Source organism: Corynebacterium ulceribovis DSM 45146 (assembly GCF_000372445.1).
Classification (GTDB): domain Bacteria; phylum Actinomycetota; class Actinomycetes; order Mycobacteriales; family Mycobacteriaceae; genus Corynebacterium; species Corynebacterium ulceribovis.
Map to the genome: position 1 here is coordinate 82,386 of NZ_AQUY01000004.1, position 17,179 is coordinate 99,564.

Annotated in this window: 17 protein-coding genes; 8 read left to right on the forward strand and 9 right to left on the reverse strand. The window is 59.8% G+C overall.

The features are described 5' to 3' along the window. Nucleotides 1-70 precede the first annotated feature (70 nt). From A3EC_RS0110240 to A3EC_RS0110255, 4 genes are all read left to right on the forward strand, one after another. The gene (locus A3EC_RS0110240; protein WP_018025095.1) at nt 71-2,479 is read left to right on the forward strand and encodes a GNAT family N-acetyltransferase; all 2,409 of its coding nucleotides are present in this window, start codon (nt 71-73) and stop codon (nt 2,477-2,479) included. 10 nt (nt 2,480-2,489) lie between these two features. Continuing rightward, nucleotides 2,490-3,641, forward strand: coding sequence for an acetoin utilization protein AcuC (locus A3EC_RS0110245; protein WP_018025096.1), 1,152 nt, complete (start codon nt 2,490-2,492; stop codon nt 3,639-3,641). Between the two features lie 4 nt (nt 3,642-3,645). Beyond that, nucleotides 3,646-4,215 carry a TetR/AcrR family transcriptional regulator gene (locus A3EC_RS0110250; protein ID WP_018025097.1) on the forward strand — a complete coding sequence of 190 codons (570 nt, stop codon included), beginning with the start codon at nt 3,646-3,648 and terminating at the stop codon, nt 4,213-4,215. A gap of 228 nt (nt 4,216-4,443) precedes the next feature. Continuing rightward, nucleotides 4,444-6,183, forward strand: a complete 1,740-nt coding sequence (locus A3EC_RS0110255) for an AMP-binding protein (RefSeq protein ID WP_018025098.1) — start codon at nt 4,444-4,446, stop codon at nt 6,181-6,183. A 9-nt stretch (nt 6,184-6,192) separates the two neighbouring features. On the opposite strand, the gene A3EC_RS0110260 is transcribed toward A3EC_RS0110255, so the two are convergent. The 5 genes from A3EC_RS0110260 to A3EC_RS0110280 all read right to left on the reverse strand — a co-directional run bounded on the left by A3EC_RS0110260 (nt 6,193) and on the right by A3EC_RS0110280 (nt 10,597). Further along, a complete protein-coding gene (locus A3EC_RS0110260) occupies nt 6,193-6,978 on the reverse strand; it encodes an enoyl-CoA hydratase (protein WP_018025099.1) in 786 nt (261 codons plus the stop codon). Nucleotides 6,979-7,004: 26 nt separating this feature from the next. Beyond that, complete coding sequence (locus A3EC_RS0110265) at nt 7,005-8,033, reverse strand: enoyl-CoA hydratase/isomerase family protein (RefSeq protein ID WP_245532985.1); 1,029 nt, start codon at nt 8,031-8,033, stop codon at nt 7,005-7,007. A 124-nt stretch (nt 8,034-8,157) separates the two neighbouring features. Continuing rightward, on the reverse strand, nt 8,158-9,261 hold the full coding sequence (locus tag A3EC_RS0110270) for a saccharopine dehydrogenase family protein (protein WP_018025101.1): 1,104 nt from the start codon (nt 9,259-9,261) through the stop codon (nt 8,158-8,160). 77 nt (nt 9,262-9,338) lie between these two features. Continuing rightward, nucleotides 9,339-10,238, reverse strand: a complete 900-nt coding sequence (locus A3EC_RS0110275; protein ID WP_018025102.1) for an alpha/beta hydrolase — start codon at nt 10,236-10,238, stop codon at nt 9,339-9,341. Nucleotides 10,239-10,255: 17 nt separating this feature from the next. Beyond that, nucleotides 10,256-10,597: a tRNA-binding protein gene (locus A3EC_RS0110280; RefSeq protein ID WP_018025103.1), complete on the reverse strand. Its 342-nt coding sequence runs from the start codon at nt 10,595-10,597 to the stop codon at nt 10,256-10,258. Nucleotides 10,598-10,631: 34 nt separating this feature from the next. On the opposite strand from A3EC_RS0110280, the gene A3EC_RS0110285 reads away from it, so the two are divergent. From A3EC_RS0110285 to A3EC_RS0110300, 4 genes are all read left to right on the forward strand, one after another. Then, complete coding sequence (locus tag A3EC_RS0110285; protein ID WP_018025104.1) at nt 10,632-11,165, forward strand: DUF488 domain-containing protein; 534 nt, start codon at nt 10,632-10,634, stop codon at nt 11,163-11,165. 26 nt (nt 11,166-11,191) lie between these two features. After that, complete coding sequence (locus A3EC_RS0110290) at nt 11,192-12,199, forward strand: zinc-binding alcohol dehydrogenase family protein (RefSeq protein ID WP_018025105.1); 1,008 nt, start codon at nt 11,192-11,194, stop codon at nt 12,197-12,199. 476 nt (nt 12,200-12,675) lie between these two features. Beyond that, complete coding sequence (locus A3EC_RS0110295; RefSeq protein WP_169331410.1) at nt 12,676-13,665, forward strand: Fic family protein; 990 nt, start codon at nt 12,676-12,678, stop codon at nt 13,663-13,665. 3 nt (nt 13,666-13,668) lie between these two features. Continuing rightward, the gene (locus A3EC_RS0110300) at nt 13,669-14,226 is read left to right on the forward strand and encodes a GNAT family N-acetyltransferase (protein WP_018025107.1); all 558 of its coding nucleotides are present in this window, start codon (nt 13,669-13,671) and stop codon (nt 14,224-14,226) included. Nucleotides 14,227-14,229: 3 nt separating this feature from the next. Here the strand turns inward: A3EC_RS0110300 and A3EC_RS0110305 are convergent, their stop codons facing one another. The 4 genes from A3EC_RS0110305 to A3EC_RS12605 all read right to left on the reverse strand — a co-directional run bounded on the left by A3EC_RS0110305 (nt 14,230) and on the right by A3EC_RS12605 (nt 17,082). Then, complete coding sequence (locus tag A3EC_RS0110305; RefSeq protein ID WP_018025108.1) at nt 14,230-15,495, reverse strand: hypothetical protein; 1,266 nt, start codon at nt 15,493-15,495, stop codon at nt 14,230-14,232. Then, nucleotides 15,488-16,009 (reverse strand): RNA polymerase sigma factor, encoded by a 522-nt coding sequence (locus tag A3EC_RS0110310; RefSeq protein ID WP_018025109.1) that lies wholly within the window; start codon nt 16,007-16,009, stop codon nt 15,488-15,490. The genes A3EC_RS0110305 and A3EC_RS0110310 overlap by 8 nt, the downstream gene beginning before the upstream one ends. Before the next feature lie 26 nt (nt 16,010-16,035). Further along, on the reverse strand, nt 16,036-16,530 hold the full coding sequence (locus A3EC_RS12155; protein WP_245532986.1) for a hypothetical protein: 495 nt from the start codon (nt 16,528-16,530) through the stop codon (nt 16,036-16,038). Between the two features lie 102 nt (nt 16,531-16,632). Further along, nucleotides 16,633-17,082 carry a hypothetical protein gene (locus tag A3EC_RS12605; protein ID WP_018025111.1) on the reverse strand — a complete coding sequence of 150 codons (450 nt, stop codon included), beginning with the start codon at nt 17,080-17,082 and terminating at the stop codon, nt 16,633-16,635. Nucleotides 17,083-17,179: the final 97 nt, after the last annotated feature.

The window sequence follows — 17,179 nt, forward strand, 5'->3', positions numbered from 1 at the left end:
AAATGCTGCTAGTTTGCAAGGAATCGACCCGCCGGCCGCCCGCCAGGCCAGTGGAGCCTTTGGAGGAACCATGACCGACCACCACAGCTGGGAAGCCGATGTCATCTTGAACGACGGCGGCATCGCCACCCTCCGGCCCGTCACCGACGCCGACCGTGACGCCTTGCATGCCTTCTACGCCCGCGTTTCCGACCGGTCGAAGTACTTGCGCTTCTTTGGCACGCACCCTGAGCTCACCGATGAAGACCTGCAGCATTGGCTGGACACTGATGGCCGCGACAATGCCACCCTTGTGGTTGTCGAACGCAATGACATTGTTGGTGTCGCCACCTTCAAACTGCTGCCGCACCTAGCGCCCGCCCGCGTCGCTGACGTCGCCTTCCTCGTCCAAGATTCCCACCAGGGCCGCGGTGTCGGCAACATCATGTTGGAGCACCTGACCGAAATCGGCCGCGAATGCGACATTGATCGCTTTGTTGCGGAGATGCTGCCGAATAACCGCCAGATGGTGCAGACCTTCGTCCGTGCTGGGTACAGCGCCAAACCAGAGCTTGCTGACGGATTCATCAGCGTCGATTTCACTATTGCCGCAAGCCGCACCTCCCGCGAAGTGATGGAGCGCCGCGAACAACGTGCCGAAGCGAACTCGCTGCGCCGGCTGATTCGGCCGCACTCGGTGGCCGTCGTCGGACCCATTGACGGTGTCCGGCCGATTGTGCCGTCGCTGGCAACGAGCGACTTCGCCGGGGACATCCGGATCGTCACCGCGAAAGATGACGGGCAAGCCATCGCCGAGGTCATTGACCAGATCGGCGCTGATATTGATGTCGTCATCATCCCGCAGACCGCGAATCTCAGTGAGAGCTTGGATGCAGTTTTGGCTGCTTCGGCCCGTCGACAAGCATTTGGTGTGGTGGTCCTTGCCAACAACCTCAGCCCAACCATCAGCCGCAACCACGCACGGCAACTGGTCGACACCGCGCGGGACCACGGGTTACGGGCGTTGGGTCCGGCCGCGCTTGGCCTGATTAATACTGACCCGGAAGTGCGGCTGAACGCAGCGCCGGCGCCGATGCCACGGCAAGGCAGTGTTGGGCTGTTCACGCAGTCTGCGGGTGTGGCGATGGTGATGCTGACCCACGCGATGCAGCATGGGCTGGGGCTTAGCTCCTTTATCGCGGCCGGTGGGTTCGCGGATGTGACCGGCAATGACGTTATTCAGTACTGGAGCACCGATGAGCAGACCGATATTTGCCTGCTGTCGCTAGACACGATTGGTAACCCGCGGAAGTTTTTCCGGGTGTTGCGCCGCTTGGCGCTGGTCAAGCATGTGATTGTGTTCTTGCCGTCGCGGGCGTTGGCGTCGGCACGTTATACCGATGCGGCTGGTGCGCAGCTGGTCTCGGCGGCCCCGCAGGCGTTGGACGCGGTGATTGAGGGTACTGGTGCGATGGTGGTGTCGCGGCGCGAAACCATGTTTCATGTGGCGCGGTTGTTGGCGCGGCAGCCGGTGCCGCAGGGCCCGCGGGTGGCGGTGCTGTCGAATTCGACTGGTTTGGCGGCGCAGATGGAGCAGTCGGCGTTGCGCTTTGGTTTGCAGCCAACACCGATGCTGATTACGGGTTCGCCGGTGGAGGGGATTGCGGGGGCGGTGCAGTCGGCACGGGCCGCTGATGTCGATGCTGTGCTGGTCACGGTGGTGGAGGCTGGGGAGCCGATGCTCGCCGAGGCGGTGACGGTGCTCACCGAATTGGCCGCCGACGGCGACATTCCATTGGCCGCGTCTTTGGTGGGGTTTGCCGCGCCGGACCCCGTCGATAGTGCCCCGGAGCAGCAGGGACAGTTGGCGTTGTTCGCGAACTATGCCGACGCGCTGGAAGCTTTCGCCAAAATTGTGGCCACGGAACGCACCCGCGCAGCGATCCGCACTCAACCCGATGATGACACCGCCCCGTCCGGTGCGACCGATGCGCTCGCGGTGGTGGAGCAGATTCTGGCGACTGACCCGGCGGGCCGCTGGGCCACCGATGCGGAAACAAACGCCATTCTGGGTGCCTATGGCATTGAAGTGTCGCCGTCGGCGGAGGTTTCGGGCACATCGCTGACCATTGGCAGCACCGAAGACCCAACGATGGGGCCAATGGTGTCCGTTGGTATTTCTGGGGTGCCGTCGCAGGTGCTGGGCGATGTGTCCTATGCGGTGCCGCCGCTGCGCCGCAATGATGTGCGCCGAATGTTGGAGCAGCTTCGGTCCGCGACGATTCTGCAGGGCTACCGCGGCATGCCCGCCGCCCGGATGGAGACCATTGAAGATGTGTTGCTTCGCCTGGCTTGCCTCGCGGATGATATCCCGTCGGTGGTGGAGGTGGAGCTGCACCCCGTCATTGCATCAGCGCAGGCCACGCACATTTTCGGTGCCCGCCTGCGCGTTGCGCCGCTGAACCCGCACCGTGATCCGCGTGCCCGACGTATTACCTGACGGTGACCCCATGACCAACCTTCCCACCACAAAACCGTTGCTTATTGACGGAACGGATATCTTTTCTTACGACCTCGGCAACACGCATCCGATGGGCAGCGATCGGATTCAGCTGGCGCTGTCGCTGGCCCGCTACTTCGGGGTGCTGGACTATTTCGATGAGGAGCGCCCGCCAGGTCTTGCGCCGGGCCTGCTGGAACTGGTGCACACCCCGGAGTACATCGAGGCTGTGCTGCGCAATGAAGCCGATGAGCGGTTCGGTTTGGGCACTGAAGACAATCCGATCATTCCGGGGCTGCCGGTCGGGGCCAGTGCGATTGTTTCCGGCACGGTCGCCGCAGCGCAGGCGGTGTGGTCGGGGCGGACACACCGTGCGGTGCATTTAGCCGGCGGTTTGCATCATGCTTTTGCCGATTCCATGTCTGGATTTTGCATGTATAACGACGCGGCGGTGGCGCTGCAGTGGCTGTTGGATGTTGGTGGTGCGCAGCGGTTGGTGTACATCGATTTCGATGCCCATCACGGTGATGGGGTGGAGCGGATTTTCTGGGATGACCCGCGGGTGCTGACCATTTCCGTGCATGAATCGGGGCTCTATCTGTTCCCGGGCACCGGTTTCGCGCACGATATCGGCGGCCCGCTGGCGGCCGGTACTGCGGTGAATCTGGCATTGCCGAAGGATGCCGATGACCATGTGTGGCTCCATACAATCCACGCGACGATTCCGCCGTTGCTGCAGAAATTCAAGCCACAATTGATTCTGAGTCAGCATGGTGCGGATCCACATCGGGCCGATCCGTTGGCGGACTTGCAGGTCAGTGTGGATGCGATGGCGGTGGCGTACCGGTCGCTGCGGAAGTGGACGCAGCAGTACGCCGAGGGCCGGTGGGTGGCGATTGGTGGCGGCGGCTACAACCGCGATTCGGTCGCCCGAACCTGGACGTACTTGTTGGCGACGGTGGCCGATATGGAGTTGGCGGCGTCGGCACGACTGCCCCGGGACTGGGGTGAGGCAACGTCCTTGACGCTTGGTGACGAGAACGTGGACCGTTCCATCCTGAATTTTGATCCGAAGCGGGTGCTGGCGGAGCGGCCACACCCGGCATTGTCGAAAACAAGTCAGGCAGTGTTCCCGTATTGGGGGCTATCGCCTTACGCTTAGGGCCATGGACCCCAACGATTTCACGCCGCGGCAGCAGGAACTGTTCCATCACTTGCTCCGTGACGTCCTCGCGCAGGGATTTTCTGGTTTCACCATTGACCGTGCGGTCCGCGACTACCACTGCTCAAAGTCGACGATTTATGCACTGGGTAGAAACCGCGATGAGATTCTCCGTCAGCTGCTGATTAGCTTCTTCCGGGACGTCACGCGCCAGGTGACCGCAGCTACTGAGCAGGACGGGTCGTGCGCGCAGCAGTTGGATAGCTACTTCACGGCCATGGCGCGCGCTTTGGAACCGGCTAGCGCCGCGTTCATGCGGGATATGGCGCGGGAGCAGGTTGCGCAAGAGGTGTATTCCGTCAATACGCAGGCGGCGGTGGCGCAGGTCGACCGGTTGCTCACCCGAGGAGTGGCAGAAGGAGAGTTCACGCTCGATTCGGTGGAGTTTACTTCGCAGTTGATTCAGCGCAGCCTCACCGATATTCAGCAGGGCTTTTATCATGATGTGCTGCCTACGGGCGCGGCGTACGCGGCATTTGGTCGGCTGGTGCTTGGTGGGTTAGCGCAACGGTAGTAAGCCGTACACCCCAGTGTTGCACCCCTTTGCAGAATAAACATTTGTCGACAAACACATTCGGTTTCAGTACGTTTGACCATGTAAACGTACAGATCGGTTGGCTATTTTTGGCAAATGTGAACGTCAACAAGCATTGCAAAGGGTAAAAACCCTAGTCGGCGGTGATTTTGCCTCGCTACGATGAGCTGAGACTTAGGTCACAATTCATTTGAGTGAGGACGCACAATGACAATGGTTACCTCGACCACCGAACAGTTCCGCCAAGCCCGCGACCTGCTGGTTCGCCACCGGAACGACTATGACGCTGCCCGCGAACACTTCGAATGGCCGCGGTTTAGCCACTTCAACTTCGCGCTCGACTGGTTCGACCAGCTCGCCGCCGACCCAGAAACCGCGAATAGGGAAGCGCTGGTCATCACCGAAATTGATGGCAGCTCCACCCGCCGCACCTTTGCGGAACTGTCGACGCGCTCAGACCAGCTGGCTAACTGGCTGCTTGGCATCGGCGCGCAGCGCGGCGACCGCGTCATGCTCATGCTGAACAACCAGGTAGAGCTGTGGGAATCCATGCTCGCCGCCATTAAAGCCGGCCTAGTGCTTAACCCAGCCACTGCCATGCTCGGCGCTGCTGACCTGCAGGACCGCGTGGAGCGCGCGGAAGTGAAATGGGTGATTGCCAACCCGGAAGACGCCGCGAAGTTCGACGACGTGGAGGCAAACATCACCGTCATTCAGGTCGGTGACGAAGCACCAGCGCAGCAGGCACACCGCACACTGGCCTACAGCGACTCGCACAGCGCCCCAAGCGAATTCACCCCAACGCAACCAACTGCCGCGGATGAAACGCTAATGCTCTACTTCACCTCCGGCACGACTTCTCGTGCCAAGCTCGTCGAGCACACGCACACCTCCTACCCGGTTGGTCACCTGACCACCATGTACTGGATTGGGCTGGAACCCGGCGATGTGCACCTGAATGTGGCCGCGCCGGGCTGGGCGAAGCACGCCTGGTCGAACTTCTTCGCACCATGGATCGCCGGGGCGACAATATTCCTGTACAACTACAACCGCTTCGATGCCGCCGCGCTGATGGCGAAGATGGATGAGGAAGGCGTTAGCAGTTTCTGTGCTCCGCCGACGGTGTGGCGCATGCTGGTGCAAGCCGACCTGACGCACCTGAAGAACCCGCCGAAGAAGCTGGTGGCGGCGGGTGAGCCACTGAACCCAGAGCTGATTAATACTGTCAAGCGGGCGTGGGGCACTGACATTCGTGATGGTTTCGGGCAGACCGAATCCACGCTGCAGATTGCGAACACTCCGGGTCAAGCCGTGAAACCGGGTTCGATGGGCAAGCCGCTGCCAGGCATGGATGTGGTGCTGATTGACCCCGCGACCGGTGAAATTGGTGATACCGGCGAGATTTGTCTGCGCACTGACCCGCGGCCTGTTGGCCTGACCCCGGGCTACTACGCCGACCCGGATAAGAACGCGGACGTGTTCGTCGACGGGTACTACCACACCGGTGACATCGCCGAACGTGACGAAAACGGCTACATTTCCTACATTGGCCGCGCCGATGACGTGTTCAAAGCGTCGGACTACCGCTTGTCGCCATTCGAGCTGGAGTCGGTGGTCATTGAGCACCCTGCGGTTGCGGAAGTGGCAGTTGTGCCGTCGCCGGACCCGATTCGCCTGGCAGTGCCGAAGGCCTATGTGGCGTTGGCGCCGGGACAGGAGCCGACCGCGGAGACCGCAGAGTCGATTCTGAAGTACTGCTTCGATAACCTCGCGCCGTACAAGCGGATTCGCCGCCTGGAGTTCTACGAACTGCCGAAGACGGTGTCTGGCAAGATTCGCCGCGTTGACCTGCGCAAGCGCGAAGTGGAAATCCACGCGGGCGATGGTGGCGAGACAAAAGCCGCTACCGAGTACGCAGATTCGGATTTCCCGAACCTACGCGGGTAGCGGCACCGGCTAGGAGTTAGTGAAGTTGGCGGCACGCTTTTCAGTGAATGCCGCCATTCCTTCTTTCTGGTCATTCGACGAGAACAGCGCGTGGAAAGTGCGGCGCTCAAACAGCAGCCCCTGCGCCAGTGTCATCTCTTCGGCTTGGTTGACCTGCTCCTTGATGGCCATCGTCGCCACCAGCGACTTCGACGCAATCTCAGCGGCGGTCTTCAGCGCCTCATCGAGCAGCTCTTCTGGCGCCACCACCCGTGCCACCAGTCCCGCGGTTTCAGCTTCCGCGGCGCCCATCATCCGGCCAGTCAGGCACATTTCCATCGCCTTCGACTTACCAATCGCGCGAATCAGTCGCTGCGAGCCACCCATACCCGGGCTCACCCCGAGGTTCACTTCCGGCTGGCCAAACTTTGCCTTCTCACCTGCGATAATGAAGTCCGCCATCATGGCCACTTCACAGCCGCCACCGAGCGCGTAGCCATTGACCGCCGCGATAATCGGGGTGCGGGTCGCGGTCAGCACATTCCAGCCCGCGAACCAGTCCGCTTGGAACATTTCGGTGCCGGTCATTTCGGCCATTTCTTTAATGTCCGCGCCCGCCGCGAAAGCCTTCTCCGAGCCGGTGATAACGATGCAGCCGATGTCAGCGTTCTGGTCGAATTCGGTTGCGGCGCGCCCGATTTCCTCCATGGTGGCCTTGTTCAGGGCGTTCAGTGCTTTTGGTCGGTTGATGGTGATGAGCCCGACATTGTCGCGGGTTTCTACCAGAATGTTTTCGTAGCTAGTGGTGTCAGTCATGTTTCCTCCGGTGTTGTTTGTTGCCATTATTCGTCAAAAAGCGTTGCGGTGAAGTCGTTCGGCACTTCCGCAACATCTTTGTGGTGCCACTTCGGCGCAAAGTCCTTGTCCAGAATCTGCGCGCGCACACCCTCCCGGAAATCTGGGTATGAGTGCAGGTAGTTGGCGATTTTGTACTCCTGGTCGAGGGCCTGCCGCAGGGTTTTGCCGCCCGCTCGGTCAATGGCCGCCTTCGTCACGACCAGCGATGTCGGGCTATTGCCACGCAGCCGCTTCAGGGACTTCGCCGCCCAGTGCCCGTCCCCGTTCGTTTCGGCGAGGGCAGTGAGCTTATTGACGACACCCTCGATGCTGTCGGCGGAGTACACATCGACCATCTCAGCGCGTTGACCGGCGAATGGCTCGCCTGCGTCGGTCGCAAACTTGGCAATGGTGGCGATGTCACCGGTGTCGACGAGCTCGGAAACAAGTGCCTCGAGCTGGTCTTTTGGCACGAACGTGTCAGCGAGGCCAAGGTCGATAGCTTCGGCGGCACCGACATGTTGCGCGGTGTACGCCAAGTGGTAGCCAAGACGGTCCGGGGCTTGAGCGAGCAGTAGCGTTCCGCCCACGTCGGGGATGAAGCCGATGCCGGTTTCTGGCATGCCGATGCGGGTGTCGTCGGTGACAATCCGGTGGGAACCGTGCGCCGAAACGCCGACACCACCACCGAGGACAATGCCGTTCATAATGGCGACATAAGGCTTCGGGTATTCGGCGATGAGCTGGTTGAGGTCGTACTCTTCGCGCCAAAATGTGGCGCCCTCGTCGGTTCCGGCTTCCGCAGCGCGGTAGAGCATGGCGATGTCGCCGCCGGCGCACAAGGCGCGGTCGCCTTCGCCGCGCAGAACGACAAGTTTGACGGCGTCATTATCACGCCATTCGGAGAGCGCAGCGGTCATACTGCGGACCATATCGAGGGTGAGCGCGTTGAGTGCTTTCGGCCGATTCAGGGTGATAACCCCTGCGTGGCCACGGATTTCAGCGATTACTTCGCTGCTTTCTAGTGTGGTCATCATGCACCTCGGGTAGGAGTACGATTTCAAGGTTCACCGTACATGTCTGGGCGATGCTGAGCAGCGAAATCAGCAATTCTGCTCACCGAATTACCCAGCTAGCCAAACAGCGCCGCGCGACCAGTTATACGGTGCGGCGCAGCCCAATCTCTGCGCAGGCGGCAGCCAATTCCGCAAAACCAAACGCGGCAATCGGACCAACCACACCCGAAGTGCGGAAATGACCGTCAATAAGCTCGGTGGCGGCCCACGCCATCACCTCGGCGGTGAAGTCATACGCATTCGGCCCCTCCACTAGGACTTGGCCGAGGGGGCGGCCGGTGCGGTCGCGGGCAATGGCAATATTCTGGATGCCGGTGCGGGCGCGCTGCTCAGCATCCGGGCCGCCGGACGGGCCAGCGGTTTTCTGCAACGCCGCATCGATTTTCTCGCGGCCAAACTTGGTGGACCGTAGTGCGCCGAGAGCCTTCGAGAAGAGCGGGACGACGCGTTCTGCGCCCGGCGACCAGCCATTAAACACCGTGACGGACTGCAGCTGTGGGAACTCGCGCGGCAGGAAGAGGACCTCGGTGCCGGACACCAAAATTGCGGCGCGCTGCTCACCGTGGATGCTGAATTTTTCGGTTTGGCTGCCCGTGCGCTGCTCCTGAATGCGCCCCTTTTCCCAGGTCAGGGTGGGGAAGGTGAGGCTTTCTAACATTGTGGTGCGGGTGCCCTGGCTCATATCGCTATTGCCGCTGGTCTCTCCGGAAAGGAAGTAGCCGACCTGGAGGTTAGCGACCTGCTCACCCCACTCCTGCAGGGCGTAACCGGCGGCGAGGATGCCGGGGACGTAGTCGTTGCCGAAGGCGGGCAGCATGACGGCGCCGCGGGCTTGTGCCTGCTCACCATGCTTTTCCAGGACGTCGCGAACAAAGCCGACCTCGCCGGTGGAGTCAATATAGTGCGCGCCACGATCGGCGGCGGCTTGTGCAACAAGGCTTCCAAGGCGGTGGAAGGGGCCAACGGTCGTGACTAGGACATCGCCGGGGTCAACAAGCAGATGGAGGCTGGCGAGGTCAGTGGCATCGGCAACTTGATACGGCAAGTCGCCTAACTCGGACGCGAGCTGTGCGAGTGCGGCCTCGTTGCGGCCAGCAAGTACCGGTCGGGCGCCGCGATTGACCAGCGCATGCGCGGCGAGACCACCGGCATATCCAGTGGCACCGAGAACAACAATCTTGGCCATGAGATTCCTTTCGCATCAGGCAAAGGTTCGGGGTTAACGGGAAGTAGGTTAACGGGCAGTAGCTGACACCAGGCTAGTTACTCGATGGGGAAGTGGTGCTGGAGAAAGCGAATCTGGTCCGCGATATTGGCTTCGAAGGCATCGTCAACATAAATGTCGAAATGGCCGACGTCATAGACCGCGATTTCGCTGCGCAGAGCTTGCTGCGCATAGTGCAAACTCTTCGCGGCGGGAGCCACACTGTCGCGGGCACACAGCGCGAAGTGGGCAGGGCAGGTGACATTCTTTGCGTGACGCCCAGGGAATTGCCGGATGATGTCCAGGGCAAACCGAGCGGACACATCGATATCGATGGGCAGCTCGTGGGGGTTTAGTTTGTGGACGCCAGCGTAGGTATCCGGTGAAACCATGAGGGCGACATCACCGGGCTCGCCAGCACTAGGAATGAGGAGGGGACCGCGGCCAAATTTGGCGGCGACGATATCGGCAACAGCTCGGGCGCCCACTTTCAGAGCAGTGAGCATGGGCAAGTTAGTCCCAGAGGCAAAGCCGTCGGTGAACGGACATTGTGCAATCATGCCGGCAATTCGGTGGTCCTCCGCTGCCGCGACGATAACGTGGCCACCGCCGTAGGACGTGCCCCAGACGATGATCTTGTTCGGGTCCGCGCCGTCGATGGTGCGGGCATATGCGATAGCTGCCGTCCAGTCTTCGCGCTGGCGGGCGGTACTTAATAGTTGCCGGGACTCGCCGCCACTAGCCCCGAAGTAGCGGTAATCAAACACCAAACAGAGATAGCCTTCGGCGGTGAACCGCTCAGCAAAAGCGTCAAGGCGTGCTTCTCGGACACCAGCTACGCCATGCGCCATCACAATGATGGGCCGCGGGGCGGAATCCGCTGCGACGCCCTGCGGTCGGTAGAGCCACGCAGCGCAGTAGGTCTCACCAGAGCTGAAAGTGATGTCAGTACGGGTCATACCCGCAGTCTATGTGGCTAAGCGACCCGATCGCCGGGGCGTGCACCCGGGTCAACTGACAAAAGATGCGGCTGGTTTCCGTCATCAAGCGCGGCGAGCACCAAGCACTGGCTTTCGAAACCGGCGATGCGGCGGGTACCTAAATTCACCGCGGTGATGACCTTTCGGCCGACTAGGTCGGCGGGGTCGTAGCGGGTGATTTGTGCGCTGGTCTGCAACGTTCCAACCTCGCCGACGTCAAGGACCAGCTGGAATGCTGGTTTGCGGGCGGCGGGGAACTCGCGAACCTCAAGGATTTCGGCGACGCGCAGGTCGAGCGCCGCGAAGGCTTCAAGTGGCGTGAAATCAGCGGAAGGCATACCGAAAGCGTAACCACATTTGTACGGTGGAGGTATGGGTGACAAAACGTTGTGCACCATTGGCCATTCGACCCGCAGCGCCGACGAGTTCGTTGACCTGCTGAAACACTATGAAATTGTTCAGGTGGCGGATGTGCGGACTGTGCCCAAGTCTCGGCACAACCCGCAGTTTGGCACCGATGAGCTAGCGAAAACACTGGCGGAAGCTGATATTGACTACCGCTGGTTCAAGCAGCTTGGTGGGCTGCGGCACGCGAAGAAAGACTCGACGAACACCGGCTGGCGCAACGCGTCTTTCCGCGGCTACGCCGACTACATGCAAACACCGGAATTCGTCGCGGGTTTGGATGACCTGATGTTCTGGGCAGCCGAAGGCAAAACAGTGGTGATGTGCGCGGAGGCGGTGCCATGGCGTTGCCACCGATCCATGATTGGCGATGCGCTGCTGGTCCGCGGGTATGACGTTTTCGACATTATGAGCCCGACGAAAGCGACTCCGGAAAAGCTGACGAGCTTCGCGAAAGTTGATGGGCGCGAGATTACCTATCCGCCGGAGGGGGCTGAGTAGGCGTCCTAATCAGCTAACGTCGAAGTATGACTTCCAACTTCGCCATTGGCTACACCGAGAACCTCCCCGTCAGCGACCCAAACTGCCTGGTAGAACGGCAAACCGCTATGCCGGAGTTACGGCCAAAAGATGTGCTTGTTGACGTTTATGCCGTGTCCGTGAACCCCATTGACATGAAAACTCGGCAAACTGCTCCCGCAGGGGAGTTTCGAGTGCTCGGGTTTGATGCTGCTGGGGTGGTGAAGCAGGTGGGGGAGGATGTCACCCAATTCCAACCGGGTGACGAGGTGTTTTACGCTGGCACCCTGAACCGTCCAGGTACGAACCAGCGCTACCAAGCTGTGGATGAGCGGATTGTGGCGCACCGGCCGAAGCAGATTTCTATGACCGAGGCGGCATCGATTCCGCTGGTCGCATTGACTGCGTGGGAATGCCTCTTTGACCGGCTGCGACTGACCGCTGACAGTGCAGGGCAACTGTTGATTGTCGGTGCGACGGGCGTGGTAGGTTCGATGATGATTCAGCTGGTCAAAGCGTTGCTGCCGAAGGTGGAGATTATTGCAACGGCCTCGAACTCAGAGCGGGCGGAGTTTGTGCGAGGCCTGGGTGCGGACCATGTGGTGAACCACCGAGCCGACTTGGCTGAGCAGGTGAAACAGGTCGCGCCGGATGGGGTGCAGTGGCTGTTTTCGGCATACTCCGAAGGCAATATCGACACATACGCGGAGGTTGTGGCGCCTTTCGGTGAGATTGTGGCGATCGATGGTGGGCCGCGGGAGATTATTGCACTGAAGCAGAAGAGCATTACCTGGCACTGGGAGTTCATGTTCACTCGGTCGATGTATGAAACCGAAGACATGGACCAGCAGCATAAGGCACTGGAAAAGATTGCTGAACTGGCCGATTCCGGCCTGATTGTTCCGACGATTTCACATAGCTACGCCCCGATTTCCGCTGCGAACCTGCGCCAAGCGCACGCTGACATCGAAATTGGCCACACCCTCGGGAAGATTGTGCTCAACGGCTGGGAGTAGCTGATGGGGAGTCGATGAGTGGTCGATGTTTCACGTGGAACATGTGCAGCCTGCGCCATTGAGCCGCTAAATCATGAAAAGCGGGATTTTTGTAATAATCGGACCGCTTTCCGTCGAGCTAAATGATGAAAAGTGCGGTTTTCATGATTTAGAGTGTGTTGTAGCGTTCCGAAAATGATGGAAAGCACCGTTGTGATGATTTAGCGGCTGAGCCTAGGGGAGTCATGGCAAGTTACCGAACCCTGAAATCTGTCTTCCATCAATTCGACGAAGCGCGCGCCAAAGAGTTGTTGGAGACGCGTCGAAACTCGGAGGCAGCGCTTCATTGGAATTTCCCAGTCGGCGACCACAACCTATTCGTATTGTGTACCCCGGAGCTGCTAAGGCAGGTCGAATCGATTGGTCGTGAGCAGTCCCAGCTTGAAAAGAAATGGACAGTGCTGCCGCGGGAGGCGCAGAAATACTACCTGCGCACTTTGCTTATTGACGAGATTCAAGCCACTAACGAAATCGAGAGCATCAGAAGCACCCGCCAAGAACTCAGTGCTGTGCTGGAAGCCGTCGAACGTCAGGGGCACACAGATAAGCGCCGTTTTGCTGAAATGGTGAAGCAGTTCTCCGAACTTTCGTTGGGAAGAATTGACATGCCGTTGTCCGTAAGCGAAGTTCGGGCCTTGTACGACAGGCTGCTTGCAGGAGAGCTGGATGCAAATACGGAATTGGACGGCGAATATTTCCGCCTCGGCCCCGTCATTATTACAACCGGCACCAAAGAGATTCACCGAGGTTTCGCAACGGAAACCGACATTGTGGCTGGTCTCAACACTGCCCTCGCTGCGATGCATCCGGACCGCACTTCCCACCTAATTTCGCACATTATGGCGCATTTCATGTTTGAGACCATCCACCCTTTTTACGACGGAAATGGCCGAATAGGTCGATTCCTGCTGGTGCAGGGGCTCTCCGAATGCCTGTCAGTGCCTACAGCGCTGACTATGTCAAAGAAACTAAATGAGCAAAAGCAGCGTTACTACCGTGCCTTCGCTGAGGTTCAAAAACCATTGAACTATGCCGATGGCACTTTCTTTGCACTTGAACTGCTGCAATTGCTCTCCGAAGCACAACTGCAGTTCCATGATGAGCTCGACCAACGAATCGCACAGATCGCAGGCCTAGTGGAGCGCATCAAGGAGCTGAAGGACGCTGAGGCGCTTCCGGGTGCAAACGCGCGGACCTATGATCTCTTGCAACTTCTCGGCTTTGTTTCACTTTTTGGGTGGCCAAAAGGTGAAGAGCACCAAAAGCTAGCGACCGCTTTAGAGGTCTCACCGCAAACGCTGCGCACTGATGAAGCGCACCTCGTGACGTTGGGGTATGTCGAAGAGACCTCTAAGCGACCGCTGATGTTCAAGCTTGCTGCAAGTGGCACGGCGCTGTTGCAACTGGAAGTGCCGAACTACATTTAAAGAATGACTTTCACGCTTCCTGACAACGCAGAATTCATCCTCCGACCGGCCGAGCCGAAAGATGTGCCGCAGATTCTGCAGCTCATCAAAGATCTCGCGGAGTATGAAAAAGAGCCGGACGCCGTGAAAGCGACCGAAGAATCCCTCCACGACCACCTCTTCCGTGAGAACCCTGCGCTGTTCGGGACGGTCATTGAAATCGTCAATAAGCAAAAGGCCGGAATCTCTGCCGACGCTGCGGACGGCACCGACGCGTCAGTGCAGCTGGCCGGTATGGCGCTGTGGTTCCTGAACTTCTCCACCTGGGAATGCACCCACGGTATTTACCTCGAGGACCTGTATGTGCGCCCTGAGCTGCGCGGGAAGGGGTTGGGCAAGCAGTTGCTGCAGTCACTGGCGCAGATCTGTGTCGAGCGGGATTACCAGCGGTTGGAGTGGTGCGTGCTGAAGTGGAATAAGCCGTCGATTGACTTCTACCACAGGGTCGGCGCGTTCCCGATGGACGAATGGGACACCTTCCGCCTCACCGGCGACGCGCTAACGCAGTTTGGTGCGAAGTAGCCGCTACAGGCACTGCATCTCGATGGTTTCGTTCTCCGGAGCGCGACCATCGGCGCCCGCCGCGCCATAGTCCAAGTCCAACTTGGTGTACACATCGAGGTTGTAGCCGCAGCGCTTCTTCTCCCGCGCCGTCACTTTCACTGGGAATTGCCCGAATTCACCGCGCGCACAATCTGGGTCGCAGTTATTCAGCCACGCGACACCGCTGCCTTCCGCCTCCGGCGCACCCCAGTTCTTCCACTTCAGCTCCGACACGGTGTAGTTATTGTCGGCGCAGGCCAGGCTAATGAACTCCGGCCCGCTGACACCCGCAACGTTCACGCAGTCGACAATCCCGGCGGCATCCACCGTGGTGGTCACATCCGGCCCCACCAACCCATATACCCGTGTGATCTGGCCTTTCTCCGGAACAATCGTGAAGCTCATCCGGTCCGAATCCCGAATAATGGTCACCAGGGTGTCCTCACCACCCGTCGGTGACGGCTCCACAGTGCCGACGCTGGACCCCTCCAACGTCGCCAAAATCTCATACAGCGCCGCCTCCTGGTCCCCATTCAGACCCGGCATCAGCAACAAATCAACAATCCCGACCGCCGTTTCCCCAGCCCAGTGCTCATCCACGAATCCGCGCAGCGCTTCCTTATCCGTGCCCAGCCCCTGCAATTCCGCGGCCGGGAAGCGTGGTTCCGGGTGGTCAGCAATGGCAGCGAGTTCCGGAGGTAAATCTCCGTGCTTATTGACGTTTACTTCCGTCGCGCCACCAGCATTGGTCTGGTAGCTTCGCGTGACTGCCGCATCAGCGTCGGCTGGACTGGACCCGCCCACACTGTCGACGCGGCGGACATAGTCGGCACTGGTGACCGACAAATCAGAGGTGGCGGGTTGGCGCTGCGCAGCTTCAGCGCTTTGCGTGAGAATCTCCTCGGCTGTCGCAGTTGGGGCAGTGGGGTTGAGCAGGCCAGGAATCACAATAATGCCCGCGACCAGTGCCGCAACGGCGGCAACTGCACCGGTCAGGTATGCCGGACGGCGGAACCAATGCTGCGTGCGTGGGTGTGCCACCGGCGGTTCCGCGGTCTTGGCTGCTGTGTCGTCGGCAAGAATGTTGGCGAGGGTGCGTTCGGAACGAGCCTGCTCGAGCTCCGTCAAGGAGTCATCAGGCTGCGGGTTCGCAGCGCGCAACTGCGCCAAGAGCGGGTCATGCATATCATCCCGATGTGCGTCGTCTCGGCGTGCATCGTCCCGGTAAGTGTCGTCTTGGTTAGACATTGGATTCCTTCTCTACAATCTCCGCAAGGCGTTTACGGGCGCGATGAACTCGAACTCGGGCAGTGGCGGCGCTGATGTCCAGCACGGTGGCAAGCTCTTCGTAACCCAAGTTTTCCCAGGTGTACAGGGTGAGAACTTCGCGGTCAGTCTCGCTGAGCTCACTGAGTGCTTGCCGAATGTCCAGCGCAGCGGCCACAACAGTTTTCGGTCCGCGCTCTGGTGACGTCTGTTCTAATTGCAGCTCTGCAGCGGCCTTGGCCTCGGCCTGCATGACGGCAGCCTCGCGGCGTTGCCTGCCCCGGTAGTGCTCCAGCAGCACGTTCCGTGCGATGCCGTAGAGCCAGGGCAGTGGTTCGCCGTGACAGGTCGATTTGCGTCGCCAAGCACGCAAAAAGACCTCCGCCGCCAGATCTTCGCTTGTTTCCAGCTCCGACCGGCGTCGGAGGTAGGCCAGCACGGCCGCATAATTAGTGCGATATACCGTGCTGAACTGTTCTTTTGTGTCGATTGCCACCGTTGCGCGCTCTGGGGGTTAGGGGATTAGCGTGGGATCATGGTGTTACCGTTGCCCGCGTCCTTGAAGGTGACGGTGTTCGTCACGCCGGAATGGCAGGTCACCGTTGCGGTGTGGTAGCCATTTGCTGGGCCCTTACCAATGTTATTCGGTGCCTTGACGTAGCCGATGAGTTCCGGCATATCCGCAGCTGGGGACATGGTTGCCTTGGCGCCGAAGCTGGTGGTCACCGTGGCGCGGAGGTCACCTGCCAGGCATGGGGAGGAAATCATGATTTCAGCGTTTGGCTTCAAGTCATCGTGGATGGTGACAGCCGGCTTTGGCAGCGCCGAAGCAGCGGACGTTGCCCACCCTGCTGGCAACTGGGACAGCACCTTGGCGGCACCCGGGATGTTGCCAATCTGATCAGCCATCGTGCTGGACAGGGTTGCCGCACCGGCGGAACCCGTGCCCAAAGCGACAAGCGCTGCCGAACCCACGGCAATGGCACCGGCCTTCTGCATCATTTTCTTCTGGAACATTTCCATCACTCCTTGGAAGCGGTTGGTTTTCTTTGCTCTTCACTTGGCTTGTGACAGCTACGCGGGAGTTGTTACAGGGATGTGCACACTTTTTTCTGAGGGCTAATGCTCGAATGTGACTTCTTGGACTTTGCCAGCTTGGTCGAAACGGACCGAGAACCAGTAGCCATCGACGCCGAACTCGGAGCGATCCTCAAAATTCAGTACTACGGCACCTTCTGGGTGTGCTTCCACCTCAGTGAGCGCCAAGTCGTCCATTGCGGATTCGAGCTGCTCCGGAGTTGGTGCTTCAGCGCCATCGGGAGACACAATTGCGGTGACCGCGCGCTGGCGCCAGGTGGCCTCATTATTGAAGAAGGCGTCCAAGAATTTGGCGGTGGCGGTGGCCTCTTCTGTCGATTCCGCGAAAATGTACAGTTCGGGCTCAGCCGCGCCGCCTGGTTCCGCGTCGGCTTGGTAAAAGTCGTAGGCCTGCACCAATCCGTCAAAAAGCGCAGTGGCGCGGTGGAAAGTGCCCCACGGGGTGGTTACTGGTGGGTAGTTTGCCGTCATACCCGTGAGGTTACCCGGTGTGGGGGAGGAAGGTTGACGGCCACCGCAAGCGAAGTTAGGTTAGCCTTACCTTGTTAGATGCGACGGTGGAGGGAAA